The following is a 13,851-nucleotide window of genomic DNA, read 5'->3' as shown; positions in this document are numbered from 1 at the left end:
TATCTCGCTATCGCGACGCTCGCCACACACGAATACTTCGCATTCGGCTGCGGCTCACTGTTCGCGTAAATAAAAAGACGCCCTTTTTAGGACGCCTTTCATAAGATGAGGATAATAACACTGAGCATCTTCCCGGAAACCTTATAGCAGTGCATTGCCTGGGTTATGGAATTCAAGTTTGAAATCGCCTTGATGTAAAAAGAAAAAAAGAGAGGCGCCCATCACCGGCAGATGTGCCAGTAGTGAGCCCTCCTTTGTCTGTAATATTCTTAATCATCATTCGTCTTCCAGTCGTAGCAAAAGTGCTGCATTGACTACCGCAAATACAGATCCACAATTATGCCACAATGCTCCAGTAACAAATGTCAGTATACCAGCTGCAGACAGAACAACTGCCGTCAGGTTAATGAGCAGAAATATTTTTATTCTTCGCAGCAAGCACAAAAACGCCTGCCACCATTCCTCCGCCTACAACAGATCCGGCAGCATCGCTTCGTGATCAACCCATGCATGAACAGCGCCACCGGGATATTCGCCATCGACTTCAACTGCTGCCCCTGCCGGAATCACTTTATCTACAGAATCATCAAGGACTTCAAAGACAGTTCTTGTGGCCTCCCCATCCTCATCCAGAGCTTTAGACGGATATCTCTTCTCAAAATAATAAAGGATCTCCATCTGTCTGGCATCGAGGTAGTTTATCGCACTGTCTATAATACCTTCCGGAACACCGAAATACGCTTCTGCAACAGCGCCGGCCATTGCAGCAATTGTATCGCTGTCTCCACCGACTGAGATTGCATTCCTTATGGCATCTTCAAAATCTACTGCCTCAAAAAAGGCTTCAAGCGCTACCGGGACAGAGCCCTGGCATGAGACATCAAACTTATAAGATTTTCTGATCTGATCAAGCGAAAACCCAATTTCATAATAGTTTGAAGTAATATAATTTCTGATTTCTTCTTTGCTCTTACCGTTTCTTGCAAGATAAACCGCCACTGCTATAGCTTCAGCGCCTTTCATTCCTTCCGGATGATTATGACTTATCTCCGTAACCTTCGCAGATAGCAGTCTGGCCTCATCCAGATCTTTTGCAGCAAACCCACACGGCCCTACTCTCATAGCGGCGCCGTTCCCAAAGCTGTTATACGGCTGCGGATCTTCAGCCCAGAGCCACTTAATAAATGTGCCACCATAACCAGCGTTCTTATAAATTCTGCCCAACTCCTGCATGGCAGATATTGCCGTTTTTCCTAAAGAATCTACATCCTCCTCACAATCAAGAATGGCCTTTGCCACAGCAAGAGACATCACGCTGTCATCTGTCGGCCGGCATTTTTTATCGAACAGCTCAAACTCCTTCGATTTGTGATTTATTCTTTCATACCTTGAACCGGCAATATCGCCTATGATTGCTCCGATCATATCTTGATCACTCCTTAAAAACCAAGGTCATCAGTTGTTCTCTACTACGTAATCTATAAACCTTCTCATTTCTGAAAGCGGATGATATGGGAATAATCCATCGTACTTTTCATCAACGGCCCAGTTCATGAGAACCCCTTTGTCACGATTTGAATCATACGGATCCCTATCCCAGGTTTCCGCTTCAAGCTGCAACTCACTGCAAGTTTCAGAATCTGTTGTGAAGGGATCATGTAGCCACCACCTTATTTACATTTTTGCTTATAATTGTACAAATTATAAGCAAGAATGTAAATTCTATTTTCACTCGATCTCCACACCCCCTCTACTAATTGCGCCTATCTAATTACGCAACACTCATGATTGATAATCGTTACCTTTTTTAAGTAAAAGGAAACCTCTGAAGCTTATGCATTTCACCTCTTGTTTTTTGTCACTTACCTCAAATGTCAGGACAGAGCTTTCGATATATTGTATGATTACATCATCAAAGAGAAAGGAAAACGGAGCATGAAGATAAGTGTTGATATTTCTGCTGAATATAAAGAACCATATGCAGTGATCTACACTGACAAGGTGACACATCAGATACAGCGAATGCTTGATCTATTCAGCACAAACGAAACTCCCATAACTGCTCTGCAGAATGAAGAGGATATTATCGTTCTGCAGCCTAAGGAAATATACATGGTCAGAGTAGAGGATGGAGATACGATTATTTATGGTGAAAAACAAAAATATCGTTCACGGAAAAGGCTATATGAGATTGGTCAGCAGTTAGGAAAACAGTTCATGCAGATATCAAAATCCACACTGATCAATCTGTCTTATATGGACAGTATCGAGCCGGGCTTCAGCGGAACACTTTTGCTGAAGCTGAAGAACGGATGCAAGGATTACGTTTCGAGAACATATCTGCCGGAGTTCAAAAAATATCTTGGATTATAGGAGGCGAAAGCAATGAAAGAGACAATAAAAGATTTAGCAAAGAGCACGGTAATCAGTATTGGAATGGCAATGGCTATTTTCTGTCTGGGTGGAATTGTATTTGATGTAAGATACAAAGGGAATTTCAGCCTTGAGCATTACAGGTTTACAAAAATGGTTGTCGGTTGCGTTTTGGTTGGCCTTGGATTTGGAGTTCCGACCATTGTGTACAGGAAGGAAAATCTTCCAATGCCGATTAGAGTGTTGATACACATGGGTATTGGTTGCGTGATTTATACAATCGTTGCTTATGCAGTCGGATGGACAGGTGGGTCTGCAACCATCGGTCAGGGAATTATAATTTTGGCGATTCAGCTGGCTGTTGCGTTTCTTATCTGGTTCCTTTTCATGAGATATTATCGTGCAGAAGCAAAGAAGATGAATGATAAGATACAGGCAATGAAGTAAGAAGTAGTAAAACATAGTTTTTGAGAACATCGGTCAGAAATGATCGGTGTTTTCTTTTACCCAAAATCAGGAAGGAGGGAGATGGATGGCTGGACGGATCTAGGGTATCACCGTTGAGGTTGGCGGCGATACTACCAAACTACAGACAGCCCTTAAGGGCGTAAATACAAAGATCAGAAATTATTGAGGATCGAGTTTTATCTCGCTATCGCGACGCTCGCCGCACACGAATACTTCGCATTCGGCTGCGGCTCGCTGTTCGCGTAAATAAAGAAGGCAGGTACTCCGACAAAAGTACCTGCCTTCTTTTATAGTCAAACTGGCGTATTAAATTCGATATATCACCAGATCCGCATAACATGCTGCATGCCAAGGCTGACAAGCGTAATTCCCGCCCAGCAGGCCGCGCCGATGACGATCGGCTTCCCGCCGGTCCGGATCAGTTTCACGATGTCGCTGTTCAAACCGATCGCAGCCATCGCCATGACGATGAAAAACTTCGACAGGTTCTTGAGTGGTACGAACACCTCCGTGCTGACGCCTGCCTGTACACAGACCGTCGTGATCACCGAAGCCAAAACAAAATACAGGATAAACACGGGAAACGCCCTGCGCAGGCTGAAAGCTTCACTATTCGGGGCAGTGCTGTTTTTCTCCGACTGTTTTGCACGAACGATCGAAAGAACCAGCGTAATCGGGATGATGGCCAGAGTACGTGTCAGCTTAACTGTGACCGCTTTATCCAGCGTCTGGTTCCCGAGGCCCCACATGCTGTCCCAAGTGGATGCCGCTGCGGTCACCGAGGAAGTATCATTAACGGCCGTCCCGGCAAAGATTCCGAAGGCGTCTCCGCTGGTAGTATCAAAGCCGATGGCACGCCCCAGGATCGGGAAGAAAACCGCCGCAAGGACGTTGAAAAAGAAGATTACAGAGATTGCCTGCGCCACCTCATCGTCATCCGCACCAATGACCGGGGCGGTCGCTGCAATCGCAGAACCTCCGCAAATCGAGGAACCCACACCTACCAGTGTGGAGATGTTCCCCGGGACATGCATCAGCTGGTGCAGCAGCCATGCGATGATCAGCGAAGTGCTGATTGTACAAATGATGATCGGCAGGGACTGCTTTCCGGTTTCGGCGATCACCCCGAGGTCCATCCCGAATCCAAGCAGAACCACGGCTGTCTGCAGGATATATTTAGAAGTCCATCGGATCCCGCCTTCCGCAGGTCCTTTGTTTTTCCAGAACACAGTTACGGCCATTCCCGCCAGAATACCGATGACGGCTCCGCCGACAACCGGGAAGCGCTGTCCGATGATCCATGACGGAATGGCAATTGCAAGACACAGAAGAATTCCCGCGCCGTTTTTTCTTATAAATGACATGATAGATATGTCCTCCCTCTGTTTAATTTCATTGACAGGGATCATCATAGAATGGTAAATTCAAAATGTAAAATTATTTATTTCTTGTTTACGATATTATTTTTTTATTGATAAGTGTGTCTTATGCTGGACTTTCGAATCAATACGTTTCTGTGCGTCTGCCAGACCATGAATTACACCAAAGCCGCTGCGCAGCTGAACATTACGCAGCCGGCGGTATCTTCCCATATCCATTATCTGGAGGATTATTACGGCACATCGCTTTTTCTATACCGGAATAAAAAACTGTATCTGACCCGGCAGGGGGAAATTCTTAAGGAACGCCTGCAGACCATGCAGAATGACGAGGTACAGCTCAAACAGGAACTTCGTCCGGAGGACACCGGGATAAAATGTCTGTCCTTCGGCGTTACCATGACTGTCGGTGAATATGCGGTTGTAAATCCGCTGGCCGGGTTTCTGAAACGGCATCCGGATATGAATATACACCTGAAATTTGGAAATACCGAGCAGTTGATCCATCTGCTCGAAGATGGCAAGATCCACCTTGCACTTGTAGAAGGATATTATCCCGGGGATCAGTATGAGAATCTGACTTACAACACAGAGGATTACATCGCGGTATGTGCAGCCGAGCATGTTTTCAGGAATGGGACGCCGGCCTCTCTGAGAGATCTTCAGGGGGAGAGGCTACTGATCCGGGAAAAGGGTTCCGGTACCAGAGAAATCATGGAGCGCAGCCTGTCCGCCCGGGGCATCCGGCTGCATGACTTCTCTCATTTCATCGAAGTGGAAAATATGCATACGATCACAGCCCTGCTGAAAGAGGACTGCGGGATTTCATTCCTGTATAAAATTGCCGTTAAGGAAGAGCTCCAAAACGGCAGGCTGCGCGAAATAAAGCTTCGGGATTTTTCCATGCAGCATGACCTCGACTTTATCTGGGAAAAAGGCAGTATCTATGCCGGTCAATACCGGAGGATCTGTGAGGAGCTGATCAAGGAAAAATGATGCGAACCATCACACTGAAAGAGCAGCGGCAGCGTGTGAACCTGTCACGAAAGTTGCACATGTCTCGTACAAGAAGAAACTTTAGTGCCAAGTTCAAATCTGCTCTCGTCCTTGAGGTTCTGAAGGGGGAAAGGAACCTATTCCGTGCTGATGGTTATCGTAACATCTCCTTTGTGTCAAATTGAATGTGGTTTTCCATCATCTTCGCTGACAAATTCAAGGCACCGTTTATCTGTTTGTCTTTCTGTTTTAATATCTCACGGCGGTTTTCAATACACTCAGCGAGGGACATTTTGCCATCTTGAACACTCTTAATGTCGTCACAGGTAAGGCCCGCTTTCCTTAGTACAACAATGCGCTTAAGATTTTCAACGTCATTCTCTGTATATCCTTTTCTACCCTCTTCGGGCCAGAATATCTTTTTCTTCTTAAAATATTTTAAGTTTTCATATGAAATACCGCAGTTTTCGCACAGCTCTTTTGCCTGTATCATAGTCAGCACCTCCTTTCGATCACACTATATCAAAAGGGGACAATCTCCCTGTCAAGTATTGGTTCGAAATTTTATCATTTTCGATAGATTACTTTCTCAGATCATAATACCCTTCTGCCCGGTATTTGCCATAGTATTCCAGGATCTGCTTACCGATAGCTTCAGGCTCGAAGTTGTTTGCCTGACACAAAAACCGTATGAAGTCTGGCGTAATGATCCGACTGTGATCTTTATCGTAAAGATACTGTTGGTATTCCTCGTATTGTTTATTCGAAATGCTGTGCATGTGATTTCTCCCTTATATAAAATTAGACTGCCAAAGCAGCCGAGCGTAAAAACGAAACCCCTAAGTGTGAAACGAAACCCCTACGCACAGGCTTCATTAAATTGTATTAAATACGCAGTCTTATTTTCACAGATTACTTCATCCGGTTCCGGTTCCATCAGATCGACCATCATACGGATGATGTGTCTTGGAGTGCGGAACTGTCCGTTCACGCCGGCCGTGGAAAGCTTAGAGAGAAGGTATTCGTATACATCCCCACGGATATCTGAAGATTTTACCTGTGCCATTTGAGCATAAAGGGTATCCATGGAAGTGACGATTTTATCCAGCATCAGGGGCGTCGGAATTTTGAAGATCGCATCTCCCATATATTTTGCATAGGCACTGTCCTTATCTCCATGCAGATTTTTAATAAACGGAAATACCCATTCCTGAACCACGCTATACATTTTAGCCGCTGGGAAATCATGAAAGATACTCCATTTCAGCTGGTTTCCGGCGATTGTCCGATCGCCAATCTGGACTTCATCTGCAAAGATACTTTGATAAGGAAGGCCCAGCATAGCTGCTTCCTTTGCCCGGAGATTATCCGAGTCATCCAGGTCATGAATGAACATCATATAAGTCATCTGTTCAATGACATCCAGCGGATTTGTAAGGCCACCGGTCCAGAAGATCTCCCAAATGCTGTCGATCTTGTTTTTCAGTTCACCTGTAATCATTACTGTTCATCCTCCTGATCCCAGTTCCATCTGTATTTGATATAGCGGCCTGCGCCGAGTTTGATGATCTTGCCCTGTTTAGTCAGTTCAGTAAGTGTCCTCTGGACAGTTGTCTGGCTGACATCCGGCACCTGCTCCACCAGCTGTGCCTTTGTGATTGTCCCGATATGATTTTTTATCTCCTGGGCAATCCGCTCCGGCTTAGACATCTTTACGGACGTGATCAGCTTGGTTCGTTCAAAGAATTCACGATAGGACGCAACTACAACACCCAGAAGATATTTCACAAATGGGGCATAGTCGTTGATCTCTTCGTGCCATCCAGTGGAGCTCGCCTGAAGATCCTCGTAATAGGAGTCCTTTGTCCGTTCAATCAGCTTTTCAATACTGATATACTTACCGACATAATAGCCTCCCTGATAGAGGAGCAAAAGCGTCAGGAGTCGGCTCATCCTTCCATTACCATCACGGAAAGGATGAATACACAGAAAATCAAGAATGAACATCGGCATGATCAGAAGCGGATCCACGGCTGGCTCTTTCAGAACCTGATTATAAGCAGCACAGAGCTGATCCACGGCTTCCGGTGTCTCCCAGGCGGAAACCGGTTGGAATCTGGTTTTTGCATTTCCGTTTTCCTCCACCTCTTCAATCGTATTATCTACATTTTTGAAGACTCCACCGGTTCCGGCACCCTGAAACTTATAAAGATCTCTGTGGAGCTGAAGGAGCAGAGTTGCACGAATCGGAATGAAATCGTAATTCTCATGAATAGTATTCAGAACATCCCTGTAACCGGCTATTTCCTGCTCATTTCGATTTCGGGGCATCGTCTTGTCGAGAACGATCTTTTTCAGCCTTTCGTCTGAGGTATAAATACCTTCGATTTTATTGGAGCTTTCTGTACTTTGGATTCTGGCGATATCCACCAGATCTGTCAGTACATCCGCATAACGTTCGGCAATCAGACGTTGCTCTCCTTTATATTCATGAATTGAGGTGAGCAGCGAAATAATTTCCGGCGTCAGCAACTTTTTCCATTTTTCTCTATAGTCATAATTTCTCATGCATGCTTCTCCATACGCAGCATCTGCTTCGTCATTTCAAAGATATTGACTCAACTATAATGTACCGTCACTCTGCATCATTGTCAAGTCGTCTCTTCGTCATTTTGATCTAAATGACGAAGATAAAAATTGAAATGAATACTTTGCAGCTGCGTTTTGATTATCAGTTTCAGCCATTTACAGTGTAACACCCCAACTTGCTGCCCTCGAACAACATAAATCAGGCTCTTAATTTCTTTGATTTCCGTTATAGCAGGAATAATATCCGTTGTCTGCTCCTGTTCACTCTTTGCCATTTTCTCTCCTCCCCTTCCCTTGGCATAAAAAATGACCGACGCCTTTCTTGTTGAAAAGCAATCGGTCTAAAGTAATTGGCATATCTGTCCCCCCGTTTTTGGGCTGGAATAACCCGACCCAAAATGGCTGAAATCACCCGGCGCTAACATAATCAATGTTTAATGCTCTACATCTACGATCATTTTGCTGTGTGGAGGGAGCTCTAGAGAAGGTCAAAGATGCTCATCTGTCTGTCAATCCAGGACGCCTGTTTGGCAGTGTGTACAATATCATGCTCTGTGAGATGTCCGATTAACAGCGGAGACGAAGGATCATGCTGACTCATATTATGGAGAACAACGGATTGGTCGTAGTTGGCATAGCAATAAAGGCAGCCGTGTCCGCAGGTGTTGTACTCGCCAATATCAGCGCCAAGGAGACAGGAACACCCCTGCCGTGCAGGGGAATGGGTTGGCACGAGAAGTCTCTTTCCTATGGCATTTTCAATGACCTTCTTAGAAAAACACCCTTCTGCATCCACATGGCTTCTGACAAGGGATCTGTCTTCCAGACACAGGTGAATCTGCATACCCAGCCTTTCGGCGGTCATATTGAAAGAATCGATCAGCTCATTCTGTACGGACAGCGGAACTGCCGATGCCTCTGGAAAATTGCGCTTTGTCTTTTCATACAGATCAAGGAAGCTCACTACACACTGATCGGTATAGGGCTTTAATTTCCCAGCCATCTCAGCGAATGTCCGTTTGTGGAAATCAACCGTATATTTTCCGAAAATAAAGACCGGATCGTACCTCCAGATGACACTCCTTCGGCCGGCGTAACGGGAAAGAGCTGCAAAGGCCTTCATAACCTTCTTCTTTTCCGGAACATGCGGCTCTATCTCCGTCCCGTAAGGAGTGATGGTCACCATGAAGAAAGTGCGGAATGCGTCCAGTTCATGGATCCTGTTCAGCATAGGAATTGGATTTTTTGTGCAAAAAGAGATGACATCCACAACTGACGGGTCCAACCTGTATTTTGTCACGGAGACCGGATTGTATGGGTTCCTGACAAGGGCATATCTCTCGCGAATGCGGTTATAGAACCAGTCCGAAAAGAAGGCTGGAATATCCGTTCGGCTTCCTGTGTTGATAATCATTGCATACCTCTGAAATCCACTGTGCACATACCATTTCAATTCTGCACAACTTATCTGCAATCTGCTGATTTTCGAGACAACTGAACGGATAAAGGCATCAGAAATCATATTCCCGCACTTGCGCATTGCGGATACCGAATGAAGCGAACTCCTCGTTCGTCATGTCATGAAAATATGACTCGATAATTCTGGAAATGCCGTTGTGTGCAACGAGCAGATATGTCTTCTCCGGATCCCTTTTCAGATCATCGATCAGATTGTAGATGCGCTGTGCCATTCGCATCATGGATTCGCCGCCGTCAAAGCTGTCACAGAAGTTCTGCTTTGCTCTGGCAAACTCTTTTCCGTCTCGGGCGGTTCCCTCCCATTTGCCGAAATTCTGTTCAATGAGCCTTTGCTCGATCCGCATCGACACACCGGTCATCACAGAAATTTCCTTTGCCGTGTCATAGGCACGGCTGAGCGGTGATGTCAGGATTTCATCGATGGTGATTTCTCCGGCATCCATCTTCAGCTTCAGGATTCTTCCTGTCTCTCTGGCCTGCTCATGCCCCAGCTCTGTCAGGGGACTGTCTGTTGCGCCGCAGATCTTATTTTCAACGTTCCATACTGTCTGGCCGTGCCGGACGAAATAAAATTTACCCATAGTTGTGTTTAAGGCTCCCTTGATAAAATAATATTGAGAATAATCCTTGAATGCATGATCAATCTTGAAGAGCCGGATATACTGCATTCAGCAAAGAATCAGAATATGTAATCGAGAATGAACATTTAAAATTCTTAAATCAGAAGAGGTCCAGCGTGTTATCCAGATAGAGTTCTTCCCGCACAGCGATCTGGTATTCCGGTTTTGTCATGTAATAAAGAATGAATTCCAAGAGAAGAGCACTGCCAAGTCCGCGTCCCTCGATCTTGAAATTGGAAAAGCCCATTGGAAGGTAAATTTGTTGGATGCCCTCTATGCTGATGAAGGCAGGATTTTTCATTGCCGCAAAGAACCGGTAGCCTTTTTCTGCCTCCGGTGCATTGCAGTGAAAGGCAGAATAGTCCTCTCCTGGATGGGCATCTTCTCCAAGATTCCTAAAGCTTACGGCTTCGTAACAGCGCTTTCTGTCTTTGCATCCAATCCAGCAGCACTCATTGCAGAGGAATTCAACCTTATTCTTTTCGGTCTGTGACAGCGCTGCCAGTCTGGAAAATGCCTTATTGAGCCGAAAATCAGGAACGACATAAAGGAATTCCTTTCGATCCAATTCTTTTTTCAGCGCTTCAAATTCTGTCAGAACTTTTGTTGTAGAGGAGACATAATAAAAATCCGGATACTCCTTCGTCATATAGGAGAGGAGGAGATCCGAAGTAATGATGATGCCATTTCCAGGTTCGTGAAAGAGCCGGCTTAGCGCGTTGCATCTGTGATCGGACAAATGTTCCTCCCGGAGCAGTGCATTACTGAAAGTAAGTCGTGCAGAAATGCCATACTGCCTCGTCAGTGTCAGCACCTTCTGAGGATCCGTGCCGCTCTCTTCCACTCGACCGCCGGCCCAAAGACAGTCTGATGGCGCCCCGTATATGGATCCAATTTCACACCAGTTATAAAACCAATCTCTGTGATGGAGATACAGCGGCAGGAATTGACGATAGAATTCGTAAAACTCGAAGAGACCAGGCAGATGATAAAAAGCCGTCATACGTCTTCCTTCCTGAGCTGTACTGCTTTTGTTCTGTAAGATTCCGGCAGGGCATCCAAATCTGCCTGGACCATTTCTTTTGTCATCCTCATTGTTGATTCACCACATTGTGACCGGCGCGCTGGTGACTGCGCGCCGGTCACGGTGTCATTCGATCTCATCGAAGTAGGAGCTGTCCTTGTGACAGATCGGACAATCAGCCGGTGGATTGACGTCCTCGCAGATATAACCACAAATGCGGCACTTCCACTTCTTAACAGGATCGAAGTAGGAGCTGTCCATATGACAAATCGGACACTCAGCCGGCGGATTATCTCCTTCATAGATATAACCGCAGACACGACATTTCCATTTTCGTGTTGCAGATCCGGGCGTTGTCACTTCCTCATAATTATAATTGCCGGTGCGTTCTGACCTTGCATTTTTGCCTGTTTCTTCTCCGAAAAAGGCTGCTGCACCGTTTTTCGCTTCTGCTCCATCTACGTCAAATGTCAGTAGTGTCTTATATTTTCCGGCATCTTCACCGAGCAGCCCACTCCTGTCCGTGTAGGATGTATGGAGCATTTCTTCAGCGATCGGCGAGAGAGGCTTTCTGTAAAACTCTTCGTACAGCTGCTTCAGCTCTGGATTCTCATGACTCTTTCGCAGCTTCATCTGCGCATCCCGCTTGTAAAGACTTTCAATACGGGAATCCACCATAGTTCTGCGCTCTTCCACATCGGCTTTCGGCTGTCCTCCGCCGCCAATGCATCCTCCCGGACAGGTCATGACCTCAATAAAATCATAATGTTTTCCGGATTCCTTTGCCATGGAAAGGAATCTGCGGACATTCGATGTGCCATAGATCACGGCCAGCTGAAGGCGCAGTGTTCCGATTTCTACGGCCGCTTCACGGATTTCCTGCATGCCGCGGACGGGCTCGAGTGTGTACAGTTCCTTTGGAGCAGGTTCATGTGTGACAAATTCGTAGGCAGTGCGGACGGCAGCCTCCATGACGCCGCCTGTGTTGCCGAAGATTACGCCTGCGCCGGAGGCCTCTCCCATCAGCTTGTCGAATTTTGAATCCTCCAGCGTTGAAAAATCAATGTCAGCCTTTTTCGCCCAGTCTGCGAGCTCACGCGTTGTGATGACATGATCCATATCTCTGAGACCGGGAAGATCCAGATACCTGGCGGAAGCATTCATTTCTCCGCGGCGGATCTCGAATTTCTTAGCGGTACAGGGCGTCAGCGCCACATTTACAATTTTCTTTGGATCTATCCCCATTTTCTTTGCAAAATAGGTCTTGATCGTAGGGCCCTGCATCCCTATAGGGCTCTTTGCGGACGAAATATTCGGCAAAAGCTCGGGGTAATAGATCTCGGCAAACTTCACCCAGGCCGGACAGCAGGATGTGAACTGAGGAAGTGGCTTATTGTGCGTTGTAAGCCTCTCCACAAGTTCGCTGGCCTCCTCCACAATCGTCATATCTGCCGCGAAATTTGTGTCGAGCACATAATCTGCGCCCAGTTTCCGGAGGAGTGCAATCATCTTTCCTTCGACAAAGCTTCCTCTTTGCATTCCGAAAGCTTCGCCCAGGGAAACCCTGACGGATGGTGATGTACTGACGATAAGAACCTTATCCGGATCCTTTGCTGCGGCTATTACGGCGTCCATCTCCGGTGTCTCTGTTATCGAGCTGACCGGACAGACATTCGCGCACTGGCCGCAATGGATACAGACGGCAGTGTCGTTGGTCTTTGACAGGTCATAATAGCCGAGCACGCTGATATAATCCCGGCAGATGTCTCTGCACTGACCACACTTAATACAGAGATTTTCTATGCGGCGGATGGCAGGATTGTCTGCCTCAATTGGAACACGGATGCTTTCTGATAAATGTTTTCCCACTGCGCGCCTCCTTTTTTTATTGAAACTTACGCCTTTTCTTGTTCTGTCATCCTTCCGGGTCAGCTCATCAGAAAATGGCTGCAGGAAAGATCGATCCTGCAACCATTATACATCTGTCTGTGTTTCCCCGCCTTAAAAATTACACCGACCGAACTTTTTCAAATATCAGAGACCGATTTTTCCCCAGGCGGTAATTTTCAGGTGACTTGGTCACCAAACAAATCCTGCGGACATTCAAGAGCCGTTTCCCCAGAGGAAAAAATGCCGGCCTGGCAAATGTATATTTTTTTATCTGTTTTTTCAGTTTACCATGATACCGGAGACGACAAAAGACCCGGGAAGCATTTGCACAATCGCATCGGCCTCCCGGACAAATTGCGATTTATCTTTCTCTTCTATGTCTTTCGATCAGTAAAAGGATAAACATGCCTGACCATATAACCCATGCGATCAATGTTCCCTTTATAGGAAAAATGAAGTCAATAACAGCTCCAATGAAAAAGGGAATCGACCATAGCATCATATGCTTTCCGTAATCCTTACACATTTTCTTCTCATCATATTTTTTGCGTTCTTCAGCGGACTTCATATTATAGCCTGTTAAGAAGTTCGCTGCTTTCCCGTTTGATCTGTAAAACAAGAACCCAATCAAAAAGAAAATGGCAGCCATTACCAGGTCCAGGATTATGCATGATTCCTTTAACGACATATTCATTTACCCCCTGATTTTCTATTCACTTACACTGACTATGTATCATGTACCACGCTCGTGATCACGGTCTTGCAATCTCTCAAAACTTGAGGTCGCAATTTGCGGCCTCAAGCGACTGCGCCTGCAAGTCGAACATACCATAAAGCGCCCAGGAGGACAATGAATACTTCTCACTTTACCTTTTCTCAAAGAGAAGGATCTTCTGCTTTCAAGTCTTTTCCTGCTGTCTGCAATCGAGTAGGAGGCGGTGACTAACCGCCGTCCTCTCACAACACCGTACGTACCGTTCGGTATACGGCGCTTTCAATAGTTGACGTGCACAGACTGATAGGCCGTGGCTAA

At 46.1% G+C, this 13,851-nt stretch carries 14 protein-coding genes and 2 pseudogenes; 4 read left to right on the top strand and 12 right to left on the bottom strand.

Translation table 11 applies throughout. The features are described 5' to 3' along the window. Positions 1-468: 468 nt before the first annotated feature. Positions 469-1,425, bottom strand: a complete 957-nt coding sequence (locus ACTNDI_RS11180) for an ADP-ribosylglycohydrolase family protein (protein ID WP_441101060.1) — start codon at positions 1,423-1,425, stop codon at positions 469-471. Between the two features lie 510 nt (positions 1,426-1,935). On the opposite strand from ACTNDI_RS11180, the gene ACTNDI_RS11175 reads away from it, so the two are divergent. From ACTNDI_RS11175 to ACTNDI_RS11165, 3 genes and pseudogenes are all read left to right on the top strand, one after another. Continuing rightward, entirely contained in the window at positions 1,936-2,373 is a 438-nt protein-coding gene (locus ACTNDI_RS11175) for a LytTR family DNA-binding domain-containing protein (RefSeq protein ID WP_279198561.1), read from the top strand. A 12-nt stretch (positions 2,374-2,385) separates the two neighbouring features. Then, positions 2,386-2,820: a DUF3021 domain-containing protein gene (locus ACTNDI_RS11170; RefSeq protein WP_441101059.1), complete on the top strand. Its 435-nt coding sequence runs from the start codon at positions 2,386-2,388 to the stop codon at positions 2,818-2,820. Positions 2,821-2,926: 106 nt separating this feature from the next. Beyond that, positions 2,927-3,001, top strand: a pseudogene (locus ACTNDI_RS11165) (phage tail tape measure protein); the annotation flags it as partial. 160 nt (positions 3,002-3,161) lie between these two features. Here the strand turns inward: ACTNDI_RS11165 and ACTNDI_RS11160 are convergent. Then, positions 3,162-4,205 (bottom strand): YeiH family protein, encoded by a 1,044-nt coding sequence (locus ACTNDI_RS11160; RefSeq protein ID WP_279198559.1) that lies wholly within the window; start codon positions 4,203-4,205, stop codon positions 3,162-3,164. 123 nt (positions 4,206-4,328) lie between these two features. On the opposite strand from ACTNDI_RS11160, the gene ACTNDI_RS11155 reads away from it, so the two are divergent. After that, positions 4,329-5,216, top strand: a complete 888-nt coding sequence (locus ACTNDI_RS11155) for a LysR family transcriptional regulator (RefSeq protein ID WP_441101058.1) — start codon at positions 4,329-4,331, stop codon at positions 5,214-5,216. 154 nt (positions 5,217-5,370) lie between these two features. Here the strand turns inward: ACTNDI_RS11155 and ACTNDI_RS11150 are convergent, their stop codons facing one another. The 10 genes and pseudogenes from ACTNDI_RS11150 to ACTNDI_RS11105 all read right to left on the bottom strand — a co-directional run bounded on the left by ACTNDI_RS11150 (position 5,371) and on the right by ACTNDI_RS11105 (position 13,506). Beyond that, complete coding sequence (locus ACTNDI_RS11150) at positions 5,371-5,709, bottom strand: helix-turn-helix domain-containing protein (RefSeq protein WP_279198557.1); 339 nt, start codon at positions 5,707-5,709, stop codon at positions 5,371-5,373. 88 nt (positions 5,710-5,797) lie between these two features. Further along, positions 5,798-5,995, bottom strand: coding sequence for a cytochrome C (locus ACTNDI_RS11145; protein WP_279198556.1), 198 nt, complete (start codon positions 5,993-5,995; stop codon positions 5,798-5,800). Positions 5,996-6,120: 125 nt separating this feature from the next. Beyond that, positions 6,121-6,717: pseudogene (locus ACTNDI_RS11140) on the bottom strand (type I restriction-modification system subunit M N-terminal domain-containing protein); the annotation flags it as partial. Next, entirely contained in the window at positions 6,717-7,784 is a 1,068-nt protein-coding gene (locus ACTNDI_RS11135; protein WP_441101057.1) for a Fic family protein, read from the bottom strand. The pseudogene ACTNDI_RS11140 and the gene ACTNDI_RS11135, both read right to left, overlap by 1 nt. Positions 7,785-7,867: 83 nt before the next feature. Continuing rightward, the gene (locus ACTNDI_RS11130; protein WP_441101056.1) at positions 7,868-8,080 is read right to left on the bottom strand and encodes a hypothetical protein; all 213 of its coding nucleotides are present in this window, start codon (positions 8,078-8,080) and stop codon (positions 7,868-7,870) included. Positions 8,081-8,283: 203 nt separating this feature from the next. Then, a complete protein-coding gene (locus ACTNDI_RS11125) occupies positions 8,284-9,219 on the bottom strand; it encodes a DUF1848 domain-containing protein (RefSeq protein ID WP_441101055.1) in 936 nt (311 codons plus the stop codon). A gap of 97 nt (positions 9,220-9,316) precedes the next feature. After that, on the bottom strand, positions 9,317-9,865 hold the full coding sequence (locus ACTNDI_RS11120; RefSeq protein WP_441101054.1) for a histidine phosphatase family protein: 549 nt from the start codon (positions 9,863-9,865) through the stop codon (positions 9,317-9,319). A gap of 139 nt (positions 9,866-10,004) precedes the next feature. Then, entirely contained in the window at positions 10,005-10,907 is a 903-nt protein-coding gene (locus ACTNDI_RS11115) for a hypothetical protein (RefSeq protein WP_441101053.1), read from the bottom strand. Between the two features lie 147 nt (positions 10,908-11,054). Then, entirely contained in the window at positions 11,055-12,797 is a 1,743-nt protein-coding gene (locus tag ACTNDI_RS11110; protein WP_441101052.1) for a [FeFe] hydrogenase, group A, read from the bottom strand. Between the two features lie 382 nt (positions 12,798-13,179). Continuing rightward, entirely contained in the window at positions 13,180-13,506 is a 327-nt protein-coding gene (locus ACTNDI_RS11105) for a DUF3784 domain-containing protein (protein WP_441101051.1), read from the bottom strand. Positions 13,507-13,851: the final 345 nt, after the last annotated feature.

Source organism: Bilifractor sp. HCP3S3_D3 (assembly GCF_052063915.1).
Classification (GTDB): domain Bacteria; phylum Bacillota; class Clostridia; order Lachnospirales; family Lachnospiraceae; genus Bilifractor.
This window is presented reverse-complemented; position numbering and strand designations above follow the sequence as displayed.